The following is an 18,367-nucleotide window of genomic DNA, read 5'->3' on the forward strand; positions in this document are numbered from 1 at the left end:
CTTCCACCACCTAGATAGTTGCCATGCCTGGCACACATAAAAAAGACAAGGATTTCACTCCTCGTCTTTGTTCAAATGAATAGGATTAATTTTCAACTAGTTTTAAATACTCACAAATGGCATCTTCAACTTTAATAAACTCACTCAAAATAGCGTTTATATTTCGCTTACAAAAACATTGGGTCCCTAGCCTCTTTATTAACCATTTCTAACCTTTTATCGAATACAAATAAAATGTACTGATACTGAGCAAACCCCATGTACTACTTCCAGTTGATTCTTTTAAAGCCTTACATCTGCTGGAATTTTAGATAACTCCACCTTTTAAGATCTGCAACAAAATAAATTACACCATTTATTTCCAATATTATAGAAAGTCCTAAAAATGCTAATCACAGAACTACACATAGGTACTGTTTTAACTTGATTTTAATGTTGTATTCTCACATAAAAAAAGATAGGTTACCCTGTCTTTTTTTCTATATCTTTTCTAGCCATTCTTTATTAATAACAATTTCTACTTTTTGTTTTACCACTATTTGTGATACGGTTCACCTATGTAAAATAAAGATTATATTAATGGGAGACAGTAGTAAAGATGAATTTTAATTTCTAGAGAAGTGAATATTATGTGCTTTAAGCGGTTTATTTTAAAAGGCCATAAAAAGTCACTTAGGTCGGGGTGGAACCGACACTTCATATAATAATTAACTGTCTATTTGTGTTATTAATTTGTGTTTGTACCAGTCAACTGAACGGGTAACAATAAGGGATACCTCTTTTTTATGCACATATAAACCTAATTAGCAGAATCAAATGTTTCAGTATGTATTATTGCTTTTTCTTGATTTAGTACGAAGTAGTCTTATTTTAGACGATTTACCCACTAAAAACATTAAAAGAAGACCTTAATCGAATTTATTCTATTTTATTCTATTTTATTATTTTTTCTTCTTTCTATAGTTCCTTATTAGTAGTAGCCATTTTCTTCAGTAATTTATTGAAATAAATAACCACTTTTTCTTATGTATTTAATTATTCCTTTTATTTTTATCCAACTTATCAGCAATCTTATTGTTAACTTCCTCTATAATTCATCTACCTTTTTCTCTAAATAGTTAACAGAAAGGTCTTTCAATTTCTATAACTCTTCACTTTTCGTCCTCTTTGAAAGGGAAAATACTGAAGATAGAGAGCAAGATTAAGCCAATTACTGATAAGATAACCCCTTCCATAATTTCAACTTCCTTCAATTATTATTGATTACGTGTCATTATTAACGGTTATATTTGTTATTAATAATAATGTTTTAATAATAAACATTAATAATGAAACATAATCTCCACTAATTTGACTTAAACTCTCTTAGTGTATATCAATTTAATTCAACCTGCTTCAGATTAGAGTTGTACCCAATCTTCCTTTGTTTCAACAATTGTATAGACTTAATTTTTTAAGTAGCCTTGTTGCTTGCTCTAACATTAAAGCCGTAGCAGTAACTCTCTACAAGACCTTACATACTCACCTATGAGCCTTATAGACAACAATAAATAGAGAGCCAATAAAGAGACTTAGATACGCAGCCAACTCCCACTTATTGCTTGTCATTAATAAGTTTTCTCAAAAAAATATCGGCTTTCTTTTAAAAATATTACTCTATAAATTTGATTCAATATGTAATTTGTATTATAAATAGGGTGTTGGGTATTACAATTACAACCATAACAATTCATCATAATACTATCTATAATCAACCCACATACCTTAAGGAGGTTGATTCATATGAAAAAAGAAAAGAGAAATTTCGAGGAAAAATATAGTAATAACTGGCTTTGTATACTGACGGAAATTAAAGGACTAAAAAAAGTCCTGCTTTCGAAGACTACAGAAGAAGTTAGATTTTGGTTAGACGGTACATGGATCATTGGAAATGATACTGAATTTAGTAGGAATAACGATGATGTCTCGTTAGTACTTACAAAGGATGAACTTGAGTATATAAACCAAGATAATATCGATAATGTACTCTACAACATTTGTTATTTGATTAATCATGCTTTATGTGGTTTAGACGTTCATGAACATTTATTACATAGAAAAGAAACCGACTTAAAGAATTTTCTACAAGAAAATTTATATAAGAGCAAATACCGGTCATATAATTTTGTATATACATATGAAGATATTGATTTTAAATGTAAAATTGATTGGGAACTTTCTGGTCGTTATTTTACAGTGTCACTTGATGACGAAACACTTGGAGTTTCGGAAGGTATAGGTCGTATCATAAGTTATTTATTTGACCTTGCTGAGGAATTGCAGGATGAAGAACAAGCCTTTACACTTTTTTGTAGGGAAATTAGAAAATTGGAAGCATATTATTGTAATTCCACAAATAAATTTAGGTCTCAAACCACTACGCCTACAGAAGTGCTTATATTACAAGGTGAAATGACATCAGCCCCTATAATGGGGAATTACATAAAAGTGGCTGATATAATAGACTACTTTCAATTAAATATACCAATGCCAAATGAAGCAGTAAAAAATAAGTATTTAGATTATCACGATTTATTTGATACTACTCACGACCTTTGTGGATATTTGGATGTTGGAGACATCGAAAGTTATATTTATTGGTTTGTTGAAAATAATGATTTTTGAGTTTCTCTATTTCAGAGAAAGATGAGTATTTACACCACTACCTATAAAATACGATCGTTGAAATTTTTTGAAAGATAAATAAGTCATTTAGTCTTTATATCGTTTTTAACTATTAGTAATTATTAGATTAGTATTAAAATTAACCAAATAAAAGGAGGTGTCCCACAAGTTATTGAGGGCACCTCCTTTTATATAATTAAAAATGAATTCAACAAGTTATTCTAATTCAGTATCACATGCAATAAATCTAATTTGAAACATTTTGACATCAAATTTATTTTTATTAAGCAACCGTCCTTGTAAAGTAAGCGCCAAATTAACCATACCTTCTAATAATTGCCGTGTTTTGTAATAATCACAATAACATCAATTGCTCTAACATTTAAAACCATAGCAGTAACTCTCTACAAGACCTTTCATACTCACCTATGAGCCTTATAGACAACAATAAATAGAGAGCCAATAAAGAGACTTAGATACGCAGCCAACTCCCACTTATTGCTTGTCATACTAATTATTAAATTAATTCCATAAACCACGACAAACACCATACAAACCACTGAAATTAATCCAATAACTCTTAAAAACAAAAAGTCACTATTCTTCAATCAAAATCCCCCAGAATACTTTTTAAACGATATGCAAAACTTGCATACACAACTTCTAACTCAAGATCTGTTATAGTTTTTCTCTCTTCCTCCAATTCTTCGACTAGTTCTCTCAGTTCTTCAGGAAGAGTTTTCTTTTTTTCGAATACTATTTCAGTCACTCTCATATTCTCACCTACCTTCTTACCTAGTATTTTCTCTTAAAGGAGAAGCAATTAGGGTTAGTAATCCGTAACTACCTATCCTACACTAGAGTTAGACATTGACAATGCAAACCCTTGTTTTCATTCATATTTTTCTCGTTTTTTGAGAAAGAGGAAAAGGAAGAATATCTCTACTCTTCCCCTTTCTCACATTTGTTATTTGATTCTTTGGTGATTTTTTTGTACTTCTTGTGATAACAACTTGCCATAAAACTTCATTGAAAAATTAGCCGTTTTACCACTTAGTTGCTTTCCTGTATCTTGACAGTATGCATCTACAAATTCCAAAGTATCTGGATATTGAACCTGTTGCGAGTAAATCTGTTGTTGTAAATTATATTGCTGTTGCGTGTTTTGTTGTTGGAAAGAAGGATTGTAAGACTCCTGTATTACTTGTCTACTGTCTGCTGCTGAATGACTTCTCTTTTTTGGAACTACATCTAACCCCATGATTCCACAAGCATTTTTTATACTATCTTTATATGCTGATTTGAACAAATCTCCTGATTCTTGACCTTTTACGAAATCAGAATTTCCATAGCCTTCTGAAACCTTTTGCTCGAAAATATATAGTTCAGAGCGGATAACAACACTTGTATTAGTTAATTTTTCACTAACAACTTTTGCTTTCCAATTGTTAACACCTAGTTTTTCATTCAGAACTCTTATAACATCATCGGCCTTTTTAAATGGATACCCAGTACCACTCATTATCTTAACCTCAATACTGTTAATACCTTCCTCTAACTGTCTCCAAATCAACTCTAATTGTCCTCCATTTAATTCTTCATATTTTAATGACTTTTTAAACATATAGATCAAACTCCTTGTATTGTTTTCTTAGCGCGGCTGATTTTTAACAACTATATATGTGTGTGAACTAAACGGGTTATGTCAGCCCGTGAAAAATATTTATACTTTACAGTTAATTACTTGCAATAAGAATCCTTTGTTTTAAAGTTAAAAGTTACCACCCTATAAATTTGATTATTCAGATAGGATTAGTTATAATATAGTTATCTACTCAATACAGTAGAAACTTATTGACATATGATCAAACTTCCTTTATGAACATTAAAAAAGTGTGTGTGACGCTAACAAAAAGGAGAGACAAGTTAATGTACTTGTGTCTCCTTTTGTTTAAAACTCAACATTAAGATGGCATTTTAGTATAAAGCATTGGCATTATCTGCTGTAAAACTATATAAAAGTGGCACAAGGAAAAAAAGCTGGCATTGAAAAAAACACCTTAAACGATTGATATTAATACATTCTTAATATTTTTTGCCATTTTGCCACTAAGAATAAACTATTATTTACAATAAATAATATATATTTATAGGTTACAAGATGTGGCATTTTGGCAGAATTGGCTTTTGAAATAACACAACCCCTTGATAAGTAAAGATTTCTTAAGTTTTAGTATAAAAATATCTGCCAATAATTAGCTGTTTTCTTTGTTTTTAAGTGTGGATTTACCACACTAATTAATAGCGAAGTGGCATTTTAGCCAACAAGAAAGGGACTGAGTTGTACACCCGATCCCTTTCTTGTTGGTTATTTAACTAAAGTCATTTTGTTCTATTTACGTTGTCAAAGAATGAAAAGTGTTGTATTTCTTGTGTGTTTAATGTAATACCTTTTAGATATCCGCGTATATTCCGGACACGATGTTCAGTATTAATATCAAATTGCATTTCTAAAATTCGTTTAACTTGTTTTAATGATTTAGAAGATTGTTCAAGTTCTTGTTCGCAATAGGCAATATAGAATTTCATAAATTCGTCTTTATGAACATATCCTTTTTCTTCAAGAATACAGCATTTTTGAACGAATGAGATAACACTGTTGTTTTCTTCCTCATATTCTTGTAAGATTTCATTGATATTTTCAGGAATATCAAATTCAAAGTTATTATTTATCATTTCGTGTAATGCAGTAAAGGCCATTGTTGCAACATAATTTAAATCATTATTTTTAATATTATCTTCTAATGAACGGTCTTTGAATTTTACTTTTTTAGTAAACGGAACTAAGATTACACGCTCATAGAATGCAGATGACGCATCTTGTGTACTTATTGTTGGCAATGTGTTGGCAGCAAAAATGTACTTTGCAATTGGTACAAAAGAAAATGGTTGTCCAAATTTTCTTTGAGCAGTAATTCCATCTTTACCTGCTAATTGTTTTAATAACTCTATATTTGACACTGTTTCTGAAGATAATTCAGAGTTTATATTGACAACTTTTCCAAATAGATCAGCAGTTGCGTATTTATCTTGTGTAAATTCTTTCAACTCTCTGTGTAGCCGTGCTGATTCTGGAAGCAGAGCATTAATTGTTGTGTTAAAGAAAGTTGATTTACCAACATCTTTATCTCCGAAGAAGATAAAAAATCTTTTCTTCTGTGTAAAGAATAGAGACATACTATAACCTAGTATTTGCCAAACTAATTTTTGAACTCCTTTGTCTGGGAAAGTAAAGTTGTAGAAGTCATTAAAGTATTTAGATTTTGCATTTTTATCAAAGTTTGCATTGATTTGGATTGTAGTTTTTAACTCCATAGTATGAGGAAGTAACTTCATAGTTTTTAAATCTAATATACCGTTCTTAAAATTGACAAGGTAAGGGTTTTTATTTAAGTCCTTTGCCATTGCACTAACTGACCGAGTATTTGTCCACAATTCAGCAATATCTTTTATAGTATTTGTTCCAACTAAATCATCACCTAGTAGATCTAGTTCTTCTTGGATTATAATTTTTATTTCATTGTATGCCTTCTCAATGTAAACCCCATCTTCATAGAAGTATTTCATTTTAAAAACATCACACATCGGATACTTAACAACTAAGTATTTAGTAAACATATTTTTATTTAGTCTTCTTGTTGTCTTAACTATTTCGTCCTGCTCATTGTATGTATGTATTTCTTTAATGAATTTAGGTTTTAAGATTGGCTCACCTTTTGCATTGTCCCCTTTTTCTGTAAAGAACTCAGCAAGTTTTCTTTCCCTTTCTGCTACCTCTTTCTTTTTCGGTTCGAAAAGATAATCTTTTCCTCCTTCTATGGCTAACTCTTCCTCTGTCATACTTACGAGTTGAAGAACTCTTATGATATCTTCTGCTTCGATTACTCCAAGCAAACTTGCTTGGAGTCCCACTGTATTAGTAACACCTGATTTAAAGTTACTAATAGCACCCTTAATAATTTCTTGTTTTTCTACTGAAAACTTTCTTAATAATTCGTTCATATGTATCCCTCCCTTTCTGCCAAACGGCTATGGGGAAAGGATTATAATGTAATGTTGCTGATGTATTTCCTCCATAAAATATGAACATTTTAGAACGGTGTATGTGAAATCCGTTCGTGCTTTCATTCGTACAAATATCAATTTAAACAACAGATAGAAAATCCCTTTTTTATTTTTTAAAAATATTTTTCATTAGAAAGCTGAACTCGCCCCCTATTTCTCTAATTTATTAAGTAGGAGGTGTTGTTATGAAGATATTTCTTCTTAACTAAATTGAATGTTTGTAACTGAATTTACTTATTCATAATCAAGAATAAAATTGACACTGACTTAAAAAGTATTCTTACAAAATTACAGAAAACTATAAATGGTATCATATAAAAAGCGTTGTGTAAATAAATTAAGAGTTTTAAAATAATACATAGATAGACTAAATACATAATAATTACAGCACTACAAAGGGTTGAATTGAAAGGAGATTTGATTGTTATGTTAAAAATTAAAGAGGTTACTAAATTAAGAAAGTTATTAAAACAAGGTGGTGGAGGTCAGATCGTTGTTTGGTCTGATGGAAGCTGGGATACAGTAAGTTCAAGTTATATTGGAGAACGAAGTGGAGAACAACCTGTTAAAAAATTCTATACAACTTACCCATTAAGTACAAACGGGGTTAATCAGACAATCGAAGAAATTTTACAAATTTTAAATAAATAATCTTTTAAAAAAATACTATTTGTAAGAAGAAATGATACAAAGACAGATTAATAATAGTATTTAAAACAGAAAAAGACGGGCAGGAGTTCTCCTACTCGTCTTTTTCATTTCCTGTTTCTGTTGCTTTTCTTTCTAACATTTCTTTTCTCTTTTTCATATTGTCATCTTTCATTAATTTATACATTTTAGAATCCATTAAAAAAGTGAATTTTAGAAAGACCACATGCTGCTTTCCAACAATGAATTGCTCCGTCAACCGAATTTGATACAATCCATCATGTGCTTTAAAAAATCCCCTTTTTTGATCTACACAGGGTATAAAGTTATTACAAAACACAATTGATTGAATATTTTTAAAGTCTATAAAACAGTCTGTGTATATTATTAGATCGTGCATATCGTCATAGATACCAGTACCCTCCTCCTTTACTTCTATTCTCAACTCACTATTGAAAAAATCCCTATCTTCTGTTCTCGCTCGATAAATTGCTTCTTCGTCAAATTTTAACATTCTGTCAAACTCCTTTTAAACTATTTTTTAATTTTTTTGATAATCTACTGAAAACTTAACGTGCATCCACATCATCTTCCAATCTTTTCTTCTCTTTACTTAAAAATAAGCAAAAAGACCTATAATTATTAATAAAGGTTTTTTCATATGAGTTAATAACTTTATAGTATTAAGCAATTTACAAAAGACAGCCCGGCTAACAATTACTCAAGTTAGCAAGTATACACACAGGAAATGAAAGGGGCTGATTATGAAAAAAGAATTAACTATGAAAATCGTTCTTTGGACTCTACAAGAAGTTGTTGAGTTAGGAAATAGGCGTGAGAGAACTATGGCTATGAATATTCTTAGAAACACATATGGCCACACTCCAATGAGCCTTGCAGCGGTAGCAGGAAAGAAAATGAAAAGATTTAGATCCTTACTTAAAGAAAACATCGAACAATTATAAAAAAAAAGAGAGAGTAAGCCTATAAGTTAGGTTTGTTCTCTCTTTGTTTTGTCAATACTTCCCTTTACACTTAGTTTATAGAATAACTATATTGTTTTTTAAAACTTCTCTATTCTAAAATTAGGAGGAGGTGATAGTATGATAGTGAATGAATTACAAAATCAATTCTCAACGGTTAGCATTATACATACATTTCGGCACTGCATTAATCCTGCTTGATCAACGCCCCCGTTAGTTATTGCCAGATTCTTTCCTCTAATTTAAATTTGATAATTTTTCATATATATACTTCTCTCTCAGGGATAAATAAAAGTTGATAATATTGAAAATTAAATCTATTAATATGGTAAAATTATACTGTTGATATTTGAGGAGAGAGGGTTTTGTGTATTGGATAAAATAATCCTAAATATTAAAAAACTGTTTAAGGGGTGGCATGAACGGAAAATCGCTTTATTGTTGATTGGAACGGGTTCAGTAATAGCGATAGCTGGTTTTCCTAAAGAATGGTGGATGAATTTGCTTTTCCCCTTAATAAATTATGTGTTTCATACAAATATAGATATTCCAGATATAGTATCTATTGATTACTTATTATTGTTGATTGCTGTGCCAATTGGTATAGGATTAATGCTATTTGGTGTTTGGTTTTATTTCAAAACAAAGGAAATGGTAAAGAAACGAACTATGTTGCAAATTCGCCATTCTTCTATAGAATCTGTGGATTACTCCAAAGTTGATGTCGATTTATCGGATTACAACATCGAACCATATCCAATTCTTCAAACTGAAGAACTAAAGGTTATTTACTAAACAACATCCAAGCTACTATCCCTATGCCTGCAATAATCAGGATTATAATGATGGTCATTCCTAAAGAAGACTGCTCATTTTCAATACTGGATTGTTGGTTTTGATTTTCTGTATATTGATTATTTTCAACATCATCTTTTCCTACATCGGTTGGTGGGGTTTCATTTTCTGTTGTACTATTGGTTTGTTCTTCTTCAGATTGAGAAGTCTGATTCCTGCCTTCTGTCATTTCAGGTTCTGTGATTGTAAAAGAATATTGATTTTCAATAAGATGTCCGTCTGCTCCAACCACTTTCCAATGTACTTGATATGTACTTGGTTCAAGCGATTCTTCGAATATCGCTACAAGTACTTTATCATTTATTTCATTGGAAGAAGGTTTCAATTCATCTCCCGTGTTATTTACTAGTGTAAGCGAACTCCCGTTTTCAATTTTCGTATTAAACGAAAGCTCGATTCTGTTAATAGAATCATTCAGTTGTTCGCCCTCTGTGGGTGTTGAATTTTCTAAAACAGAATGGGCACTAACCAAACTTAATGGGATCAAACTAAATACCATAATTGCGATGAACGACATGAATATAGATTTTTTTATTTTAATCATCAAATTCTTCCTTTCATTTAAGAACCAATCTTCAGTCCATTTCTATTATTCTAAATGTCTTTTTTCTTTAAGATGCTTAACAATATATTCAGCATCGAATCCTACACCTTGCAGGATTGACGATCCACGACGGTGCTGCCAAGGTAAGCCAATAAAGTATAATCCCTTCACATTTGAAATACCACGATTATGAATTACTTTACCTCTATCATTTAATGCTTCTTTTATCTCTAACCAAGGAAAAATTAAATCAAATCCAGTAGCCCATATAATGTTATCAACCTTTAGGGTAGTTGAATCTTTAAAGGTTATTTCGTTTTGTATAATATTCATTACTCTTGGTATTACGAAGACTTTTTTTCTATCAATTGCATCTTTCAATTCATAGCCAAATATAGGATCTCCCTTTTTTTGAATTACTCTCCCTAGAAAGGAATTTGTACTCGCTTTTAATATTCCGAATTGATTGAACCACCAATACATGCTTTTTTTAAATAACACTAAAGGTAAAAAGGATAACTTTTTACTAATCGCTAAATACGTTTCCTTTTCTTTTGATAATTCTACTGCAATTTGAGCTCCGCTATTTCCTCCACCAACAACAAGAACGTTACCTTCTATTAACTGACTCGGGTTTTTATATTGAGAGGAATGAAGCTGGTTAATATCCTTGGATAATTCCTTCGAAAATGCTGGTATTCTAGGAGTTTGAAATGCTCCAGTTGCTGAAATAAGATTTTTCGAATGTATTACACCTTGATTCGTTTCTATGTAAAATATACCCTGCTTATGTTGTACCTTGATTACTTCAGTTTGTAACTGAATAGGTAGTTTAAATTCAGTTGCATATTCCTTTAAGTAACGAACTATTTCATTCTTTGTCGGGAAACCGTGAGCCTCTCCTTTGAGTGGTAGTCCTGGTAAAGCGTCATACATTCTTGGAGTGAATAGAACTAGAGAGTCATATCGGTTGTTCCAACTCTCGCCTACTTCTTTTCCTCTGTCTAAAATTATAAAGTTTCGATTTTGTTGTTTTAAATAGTAACCGACAGACAGACCTGCTTGTCCAGCTCCAATTACAATCGTGTCATACATAAATTTAGCTCCTTAATTTATATTAGACATGTTGAGAATTCTTTGATGTTAATTAAAGATTTAAGAGGGATAATTTATCCTATCCCTTTTAAATCTAAACTTATTCTTTTACTCTTAGTAATCGCAAACTATTTAGTGTTACAAGTAACGTTGCTCCCATATCTGCGAAGATCGCTATCCACAATGTAAGCCATCCAGGCATCACTAATACCAATGCTAATAATTTAATCGCTAAAGAAAAGGTAATATTTTGTTTAATGATGATTAGAGCCTTGCGACTTAATTTAATAGTGTAAGGTAACTTACTTAAATCATCTGACATTAACGCTATATCAGCTGTTTCGAGTGCCGTATCTGTACCTGCACCACCCATTGCAACCCCAACTGAAGCCGCTGCAAGTGCTGGTGCATCGTTTACACCATCCCCGACCATTGCGACACTTTGATGTTTTTCACGAAGTTTTTTAATAAAGTTTAATTTATCTTCTGGAAGTAAATCTGCTTGAATATCTGAAACACCGACTTGTTTTCCGATTGCTTTTGCGGTTCTCTCGTTATCACCTGTCAGCATTACTGTCTGGATTCCAATATGATTCAATTTATTAATAACTTCTTTTGATGTTTCTCTCATTTCATCTGCTACGGCGATCAATGAAAGTATTTCTTTCTCGGTCCCTAACACCATGACAGTTTTTCCTTCTGTTTGCATACGTGTAATATTTTCTTTGATGTTGCTTTCAATCGTTTTGTGCAATTCTTCAAACAGATTTGGACTTCCGACATAATACATTAGGTCATTTACTTTCGCTTTTACACCTTTACCTGTAATCGATTGGAAGTCTTCAACCGATATACCATTAATATTCAATCCATTTTCTTCTGCTTTTCTGATAATGGCAGAAGCAAGTGGATGTTGCGATCCTTTTTCAATCGCTGCCGTTATGATCATTAATTCATTTTCATTTCCGCCATATGTCACAACATCGGTTACAGCAGGAATACCTTTTGTTAATGTTCCAGTTTTATCAAACGCAATCGCTTTTAAGTGTCCTGCTTCTTCTAGATGGATACCACCTTTAATTAAGACACCATTTTTTGCTGCATTTCCGATTGCAGTAACAACGGCAACAGGCGTTGAAACAACTAATGCACAAGGACAACCAACGACTAATACTGCTAACCCTTGATAGATCCACTGGCTCCAATCTCCCCCGAATAATGGAGGGACGACCGCAATTAAAGACGCCAAAATTACAATGGCTGGTGTGTAGTATTTTGCAAATTTATCAACAAACGCTTGAGAAGGTGCTCGTTCTGCCTGTGCTTCTTCCACTAAATGAATGATTTTTGATAATGTTGTATCTTCTACTCGTTTTGTTACCTTAACTTCGAGCAATCCTTCTTCATTTAGTGTTCCAGCGAACACTTCATCATCAACTGTTTTTGTTACAGGAACGCTTTCCCCCGTAATTGCTGCCTGATTTAATGTGGACGTTCCTTTGATAACGATTCCGTCCATTGCTAATTTTTGACCAGGTTTTACGATCATAATGTCGTTAACTTGAATGTCGTCAACATGAATCATCATTTCTTCATTTCCACGGCGAATTAATGCTTCTTTTGGAGCGATATCCATCAATGATTCAATGGATTGACGAGCCTTATCCATTGAATAACGCTCTAATGCTTCACTGATCGCAAATAAAATAACAACGGTTGCCCCTTCGCCCCATTCACCAATGATGGCTGCTCCTATGATGGCGATGGTCATGAGCGTATTCATATCAAAATTTAATCTGCTTAAATTTTTAAGCCCTTTAATGAATAGCGAATAGCCACCAATTAAAATGGAGGCTGCATAACCGATTGTCGGAAGAATATGTCCTTCTCCGTATTGCTCCCCTAAAAACCAACTAATCACAAGCAAAACGGCTGAAATATAGACCTTAATATTCTCTTTTTGCTTCCAAAATGGTTCGCGTTCAACCTTTTGTTCTTTTTCATCCCGAATCTTTAAGTTCTCAAAAGATCCAGCCTTCTCTAATTCCTCAATCGTTGCATTTCCTTTGACGTACACTTTAGAGGCTCCAAAATTTACTTTTGCATCCTCGACCCCTGGCAATCCTTTCACGTTATTTTCAAAAATGGCTGCACAGTTCGTACAAGTAAATCCTTGCACACGATAGGCTTTCATTTCTTCTTCCGATAGTTTCACTTGTTTCTCAGACATTTGCTTTCACCTCTTTCTGATGTGCTAACGCAATAATAATTAACTGTTTGATATGTTCATCATCTAGGGAATAAAACGCTAATTTTCCTTCTTTTCGATACTTCACGATCCCTTGTTTATGAAGTGTTCGTAGGTGATGAGAAGCCGTTGCCACAGAAGAACCAATGATATTGGCAACATCACATACACATAACTCATCATCTTGGCATAAAGCATAGGAAATTTTTGCTCTATTTTCATCTGCAAATGCTTTAAACAGTTGGGCAACACTACCTATATCCTCTTTCTCTAATTCACCTTGTATTCGATTGACTTTTTCTTCATCATAACAATAAATTTCACACGAATCATTCTTACTCATTAATATCCCTCCTTTTCATTCAAATACTCATTTGAATATATTATACCTCTTTCCATTTATTATTCAAACATTTATTTGAATGATACAAAAAAAATAAAAAAAGAATTGGGATATCCCAATTCCAACTGTATATTCTTATTCAATTAAACTGCTCCTTACTTAAATAAGAAAGACAATTTCTCCTTAAGAAACGCCTCCGTTAGTTAAACAAGGATATTTTTTGTCTTCAATGAATATATGATTTTACATAAAAATTTACATAGAAAAGTGATATGCTGTTGTTATTGAACCGACAAAGCAGGAGACAGCAATATTGGTTGAACAGATGAATGTTAAACATGAGTAGAGGTTAATATGAAAGGTTATATGGGAGTTACTGAAAGGGCTTTGGAATAAAAAGGAGGGTTTAAAGTGGACGATATAAAACGTTGGAGGCTAAATTATATTAATTATGGTCTTAGAAAATCTGTAAAAAGATTTAATGAAGTGATGATAAGTAACGAAAGAAATAGTCTTTCAATTACCGTAGCATCAAGTGAAGTATTATTTTGGTTGAATACTGCTGATGAGTGGCACTGCAAAAATAGAAATCACCAATCGTCGTATAAAAATAAAAGAAAGAAGGAAACAGGTGGGCAGTATCTTTTAGGTCTAAAACACGCATATAATTCTCTGAAACATGAAATGACTTTTATGAAACTTATTCGACCGACAGAAGGAAAACCATTTCTTGAAGGAAGTGTGCTATATGTTGAAGATTATTCTAGCAATATAATTTGGTTAAACGCTGAGGGATTAATTGATAAAAGGAAAGAGGATAAATGGAATATAAAAAATTACAAACGTTATATACAAGGAAAAAGTGTCGTGCAAACTATTGAAGGAGCGACTATTTTCTTGGATAAACTATATGGAGAAGTACAGTATGAATATCACCAAAAGCTGGAGGTGGAAATGAATAACCCAACTAACGAAAGTCTTTAATTGAATAACAAAGTGTGCCAATACACCTTTCATATGGGGTGTTTTTTTTGTTTCTTTTTGACTGTATGAATTTGGTTAGTTTCTTACATAAAAAACCGTCAATGACGAACACTCTTACTCAATTAAAGCACCCCGTTAGCTATCCATGAAGTCATGCTTCACCACAGTAAATGTAAGAAAGTATCGTTCTTACATGGTAGTTTAAGTGAAGTAAATTACAAACTTCAAAAATAATTAGATTTCCTTAAAAGATTATAAACTATATTGTTTTGTTCAAGGTTTATTCTTGAACTTAATAAATACATTAACTCTTTCATTCCTTCATTAACACCAAAAAGCATATTGTATTCTTTAATTGAAAAGACAAAAGGGCTATTTTTTTCTACTGGAGCATATTGGTAAACATCTAAACTCGTAACTGGTGGTTTAACTATGAGTCGTTCTTTCAGTTGATAAATACTCACAGTGTATTTTAATTCCTTTTCTACATAATATTCAATTTCAGCGATTGGTTCCCCAGTCAAAATATTTTTGTTTTCACCTTCTAGGACGTAATAGCGACTATAAAAATTTGCCAATTCTGAAAAAGCAGGATCTGAATTTGAAAATGATAATAATTCTTCTTTCGTTTTGCCATCTTTGACAGTAATTGAATCTATATCGAGGCTAGTATTTAATATATATTTAAGAGCTTCAGACTCTTTGTTCGAAAGCCAGTTGGAATATATTATTCCCCCTAAAATAAGAATGATGATCAAGATTATCCATTTTCGCACTTAAAAAATCCTCCTTCTTTAAGTAACCTGCTCCTTTACTTCAATAAGAAAAGGCATTTCACCTTCTTAAAGAAACGCCTTCTTTAGATCAAAAGAATATTTAGCAACAATAGTGATAAATCGCCCCTGCATAGAAAAGCCCTCTATTATAATTTCTTCTTGATTGTTTCTTTTTCTTCAAAAATTCCCATCGATATACTTTATCTATTTTATCTAATCAACTATAAGTAAAAATATATAAATAGGCTATTAGATGTTATGTATGTTGGAATGAAAACTTCTCATTTTCATATTGTAGAGCGTTGTAATAAACTGTAAACTGTAAGTATATCCAAATATTTCAAAACTGTTTTATTAGCAATTAAAATCAATAGGGGTGAAATGAGGATGAATTTTAACGAGTTGTTCCAACTTTATAAACAACAGGATAGCGAAAGTACAGTTCGAAATTATACGAGCATAATAAAGAACTATATGGAATATATGGGTTCAGACTCTGACGCTGAAATCGGTTTAACTTCGAATAAAACAAAGAATTTCATTTTAAATGTTGGCGGAAATAAAACTAACCAAAAATATGAAGCAATACGGAACTTGTATAATTTCTATTATGATAAAGTAAAAAAAGTGATTGGCTCTGAGAGAATTCGTTTTCCAATCGAAAAGCGAGAACTGCCTGTTGAATTAAAAGGTAATACGAAGAAAAAACAAACAAGCTTTTTAAGTAAAAATTTTATGCTAAGTAAATTTCTTGATGATTCATATTATGAGCATTTGCATAATGAAAACATTTCTCTAATGGCAAAAGCAGCAATTGGTTTAACAATCGCAACAGGCTATCCTGGTGGTTTCATCAATCCATCTAGCAAAACGAAATCTAAAAAGGTTTTAAGTGTAAATGATGTCCAATTTATAGATGGAAAATGTAGAGTGCCTCATTATTATAAAGAAAACCATAACATTTATATTGATGGCAAAATTAAAGATATTTTAGTTGAATATATCAAAGTAAGAAATGCAGTAGAAATAACGAAATCTGGACAAGAAGATGATTTTATCGCTGAGCTAGAAAGTTTTTCACGATTTGATTTTGATGATAGAGTAGATGACAAAAAACCTTACGGGAAACATCAAATTATAAATTATGTTTTAAAATATATTTGTATGCAAAACGGGGAAGAACCGATAACAATTGATCATCTTCGATACAATGTCGTTTTTCATAGTTTAATTCAAAGTAAAGGGACATCACTAAATGAAATTATCGAATTATTCGGGATTGAAGAAAACTTTGTTGTTGAAGCGATTCACCACTATCATAATGAAACCTTTAAATCAGAGTTAAATAAGCCTGTTTATGTTATCAATTCAAAAGAACCAGAAGATGAACCTGTCCCCCCAACCACCTTATTAGAAAAATTAGTACGTGACCGAGATAAAAAAAAAGTCCATGAACTAAAGGAATTGTATGACTATAAATGTCAAATCTGCAATGAACAAATTACGTTAATCGATTCACTAAAATATTGTGAAGTTCACCACATTCGACCACTTGGCAACAATCATAATGGACCAGACGAAACGTACAATATGGTTGTCGTTTGTCCAAATCATCATACCTTATTTGATTTGGGAGTATTAACTATCGATCCAGAAGATTCTAAATCTATCCTGCATGTAGATGTTAATAACACTTTAAACCAGCAAGAGATTACTTTAAAACACACAATAGACGAACATAGTTTAAGGTATGCATACTCTAATATATTTTTAATTAATGAATTGTTGAAATAACAAAGTAATAGATAAAGTTATTTTTCCCTAAGGCAGACAAAATTGGCAATAATTTACCCAATCAAAAGACTTAGTTCATTAAGAAACTAAGTCTTTTTTAATATAATTTTTGTATCCTGGTACTCAACTAAAGCCCTCGTTAGTTCAATAAAAATTTATAATCATGGAAGAATATCAGACAAATCGATAAATTCTAGTTCAGTTTCTGCTTCTGCTTTCGAACGATAAACGGTAATTTTATCATAGGGTTTCATGTTGTCTTGCCATGTTCCTATATTACTCAGAAAATCTTCTACGTTTTCAGAAATTATAAAGCACTCTAAATCCCTATTGATATAACAAATTGGTGCGTCACTTTCCGTGTCACACTGTTGATAAACAATTCCGACAAATCCTCCTTTACTATCTTCTGCCATAATATCTACATGTGGAACCGTAAAAAACTCTAAATGTGGAATATCATCGTCAAAGATAAATTGAATATCATAATCGTTAGCGTATGTTTGATACTCTTCATTTCTATTATGAACCCCCATTGAATTAATGGTTGTTCCCGCTGATATAATCTCAGTATCTTCTAAATTAACAAATATGGCTCCAGAGAATGCCGTTCTATCTAGATAAATTTTTCGCATATAAACCTCCGTTTAATCTTATTTTAAAGTAAATGCTCATTACTCTTGTTATTTCTTATTCAACAAAACTGCCCCGTTAGTTTGAGTACATAATTTCACAATCTATAAATTTATTTTAGCATAAATTTTCCATCTCCCTTTCAAAAGAAAGAATTTCGTTTGATTTATGCGATCATTTAACACCAGTTTTGACATCGACTTTAACAAGACCACATAAATTTATGCGGTCTTGTTAATTATGTTGCGAATTGAGATATTAAAGACACCACTTAAAGGATTAAACATTGATACAACAGCAAAAAAAGAAGTGCGAATTAGTTTGCTAATTGCACTTCCAAAACCATTGTTATTTGCTATTTTCTCCACTTGTTCCGAACCCGTTAGTCTTTTATGCCTCCTTTTCTTTTTGCCTTTTAAATCAAAAAAAGAAGGTAGAGAAATTAATCTCTACCTTCTTTCATATACCTTACTAATAGTTATTCTTATAATAAGTTTATCTATTTGTGTAGGTGACGATGATACCGAAGGTGGGACTCGAACCCACACGCCTCGCGGCATCGCATTTTGAGTGCGACGTGTCTGCCATTCCACCACTTCGGCAAAATAAAAAAAGATAAAAAAAATCGGTTTAACCGATTAAGAACATTGGAGGCGGCTACCGGATTTGAACCGG

Annotated in this window: 17 protein-coding genes and 1 tRNA gene; 6 read left to right on the forward strand and 12 right to left on the reverse strand. The window is 31.9% G+C overall.

The window, feature by feature from the left end; all coding sequences use genetic code 11:
- The first annotated feature begins 1,782 nt into the window (after positions 1–1,782).
- A complete protein-coding gene (locus CD29_RS18410) occupies positions 1,783–2,664 on the forward strand; it encodes a hypothetical protein (protein WP_036190193.1) in 882 nt (293 codons plus the stop codon).
- Between the two features lie 604 nt (positions 2,665–3,268).
- Here CD29_RS18410 and CD29_RS20370 read toward each other — a convergent pair.
- The 3 genes from CD29_RS20370 to CD29_RS18425 form a co-directional block, all read right to left on the reverse strand.
- Complete coding sequence (locus CD29_RS20370) at positions 3,269–3,433, reverse strand: hypothetical protein (RefSeq protein WP_156111901.1); 165 nt, start codon at positions 3,431–3,433, stop codon at positions 3,269–3,271.
- A gap of 198 nt (positions 3,434–3,631) precedes the next feature.
- Positions 3,632–4,288 carry a hypothetical protein gene (locus CD29_RS18420; protein WP_036190197.1) on the reverse strand — a complete coding sequence of 219 codons (657 nt, stop codon included), beginning with the start codon at positions 4,286–4,288 and terminating at the stop codon, positions 3,632–3,634.
- Between the two features lie 758 nt (positions 4,289–5,046).
- Complete coding sequence (locus CD29_RS18425; RefSeq protein ID WP_036190199.1) at positions 5,047–6,726, reverse strand: DNA primase family protein; 1,680 nt, start codon at positions 6,724–6,726, stop codon at positions 5,047–5,049.
- Between the two features lie 489 nt (positions 6,727–7,215).
- Between CD29_RS18425 and CD29_RS18430 the strand changes: the two genes are divergently transcribed.
- On the forward strand, positions 7,216–7,440 hold the full coding sequence (locus CD29_RS18430; protein ID WP_036190202.1) for a hypothetical protein: 225 nt from the start codon (positions 7,216–7,218) through the stop codon (positions 7,438–7,440).
- A gap of 91 nt (positions 7,441–7,531) precedes the next feature.
- Here CD29_RS18430 and CD29_RS18435 read toward each other — a convergent pair whose 3' ends face one another.
- On the reverse strand, positions 7,532–7,951 hold the full coding sequence (locus tag CD29_RS18435; RefSeq protein WP_036190204.1) for a hypothetical protein: 420 nt from the start codon (positions 7,949–7,951) through the stop codon (positions 7,532–7,534).
- Positions 7,952–8,201: 250 nt separating this feature from the next.
- On the opposite strand from CD29_RS18435, the gene CD29_RS18440 reads away from it, so the two are divergent.
- A complete protein-coding gene (locus CD29_RS18440) occupies positions 8,202–8,402 on the forward strand; it encodes a hypothetical protein (RefSeq protein ID WP_036190206.1) in 201 nt (66 codons plus the stop codon).
- Between the two features lie 390 nt (positions 8,403–8,792).
- Positions 8,793–9,215, forward strand: a complete 423-nt coding sequence (locus tag CD29_RS18445; RefSeq protein WP_036190208.1) for a hypothetical protein — start codon at positions 8,793–8,795, stop codon at positions 9,213–9,215.
- Here the strand turns inward: CD29_RS18445 and CD29_RS18450 are convergent.
- The 4 genes from CD29_RS18450 to CD29_RS18465 form a co-directional block, all read right to left on the reverse strand.
- Positions 9,205–9,819: a copper resistance CopC family protein gene (locus CD29_RS18450; protein ID WP_036190221.1), complete on the reverse strand. Its 615-nt coding sequence runs from the start codon at positions 9,817–9,819 to the stop codon at positions 9,205–9,207. The genes CD29_RS18445 and CD29_RS18450 overlap by 11 nt on opposite strands.
- 45 nt (positions 9,820–9,864) lie before the next feature.
- Positions 9,865–10,914, reverse strand: a complete 1,050-nt coding sequence (locus CD29_RS18455; RefSeq protein WP_036190228.1) for a flavin-containing monooxygenase — start codon at positions 10,912–10,914, stop codon at positions 9,865–9,867.
- 100 nt (positions 10,915–11,014) lie between these two features.
- A complete protein-coding gene (locus tag CD29_RS18460; protein WP_036190230.1) occupies positions 11,015–13,144 on the reverse strand; it encodes a heavy metal translocating P-type ATPase in 2,130 nt (709 codons plus the stop codon).
- Positions 13,137–13,505, reverse strand: coding sequence for an ArsR/SmtB family transcription factor (locus tag CD29_RS18465; protein ID WP_036190233.1), 369 nt, complete (start codon positions 13,503–13,505; stop codon positions 13,137–13,139). Before CD29_RS18465 ends, CD29_RS18460 begins: the two co-directional genes overlap by 8 nt.
- Before the next feature lie 411 nt (positions 13,506–13,916).
- On the opposite strand from CD29_RS18465, the gene CD29_RS18470 reads away from it, so the two are divergent.
- Positions 13,917–14,489 (forward strand): hypothetical protein, encoded by a 573-nt coding sequence (locus CD29_RS18470; RefSeq protein WP_036190235.1) that lies wholly within the window; start codon positions 13,917–13,919, stop codon positions 14,487–14,489.
- A 224-nt stretch (positions 14,490–14,713) separates the two neighbouring features.
- On the opposite strand, the gene CD29_RS18475 is transcribed toward CD29_RS18470, so the two are convergent.
- Positions 14,714–15,265: a hypothetical protein gene (locus CD29_RS18475; RefSeq protein WP_036190238.1), complete on the reverse strand. Its 552-nt coding sequence runs from the start codon at positions 15,263–15,265 to the stop codon at positions 14,714–14,716.
- Positions 15,266–15,652: 387 nt separating this feature from the next.
- On the opposite strand from CD29_RS18475, the gene CD29_RS19815 reads away from it, so the two are divergent.
- A complete protein-coding gene (locus CD29_RS19815) occupies positions 15,653–17,059 on the forward strand; it encodes an HNH endonuclease (RefSeq protein WP_052124252.1) in 1,407 nt (468 codons plus the stop codon).
- Positions 17,060–17,220: 161 nt separating this feature from the next.
- Here the strand turns inward: CD29_RS19815 and CD29_RS18485 are convergent, their stop codons facing one another.
- The 3 genes from CD29_RS18485 to CD29_RS18490 all read right to left on the reverse strand — a co-directional run bounded on the left by CD29_RS18485 (position 17,221) and on the right by CD29_RS18490 (position 18,294).
- The gene (locus CD29_RS18485) at positions 17,221–17,694 is read right to left on the reverse strand and encodes a hypothetical protein (protein ID WP_052124253.1); all 474 of its coding nucleotides are present in this window, start codon (positions 17,692–17,694) and stop codon (positions 17,221–17,223) included.
- A gap of 219 nt (positions 17,695–17,913) precedes the next feature.
- The gene (locus CD29_RS20545) at positions 17,914–18,060 is read right to left on the reverse strand and encodes a hypothetical protein (protein WP_169716205.1); all 147 of its coding nucleotides are present in this window, start codon (positions 18,058–18,060) and stop codon (positions 17,914–17,916) included.
- A gap of 153 nt (positions 18,061–18,213) precedes the next feature.
- Positions 18,214–18,294, reverse strand: a tRNA-Leu gene (locus CD29_RS18490).
- Between the last annotated feature and the right edge of the window lie 73 nt (positions 18,295–18,367).

Origin of the sequence: Ureibacillus manganicus DSM 26584, from assembly GCF_000772945.1 — a bacterium.
GTDB lineage: Bacteria > Bacillota > Bacilli > Bacillales_A > Planococcaceae > Ureibacillus > Ureibacillus manganicus.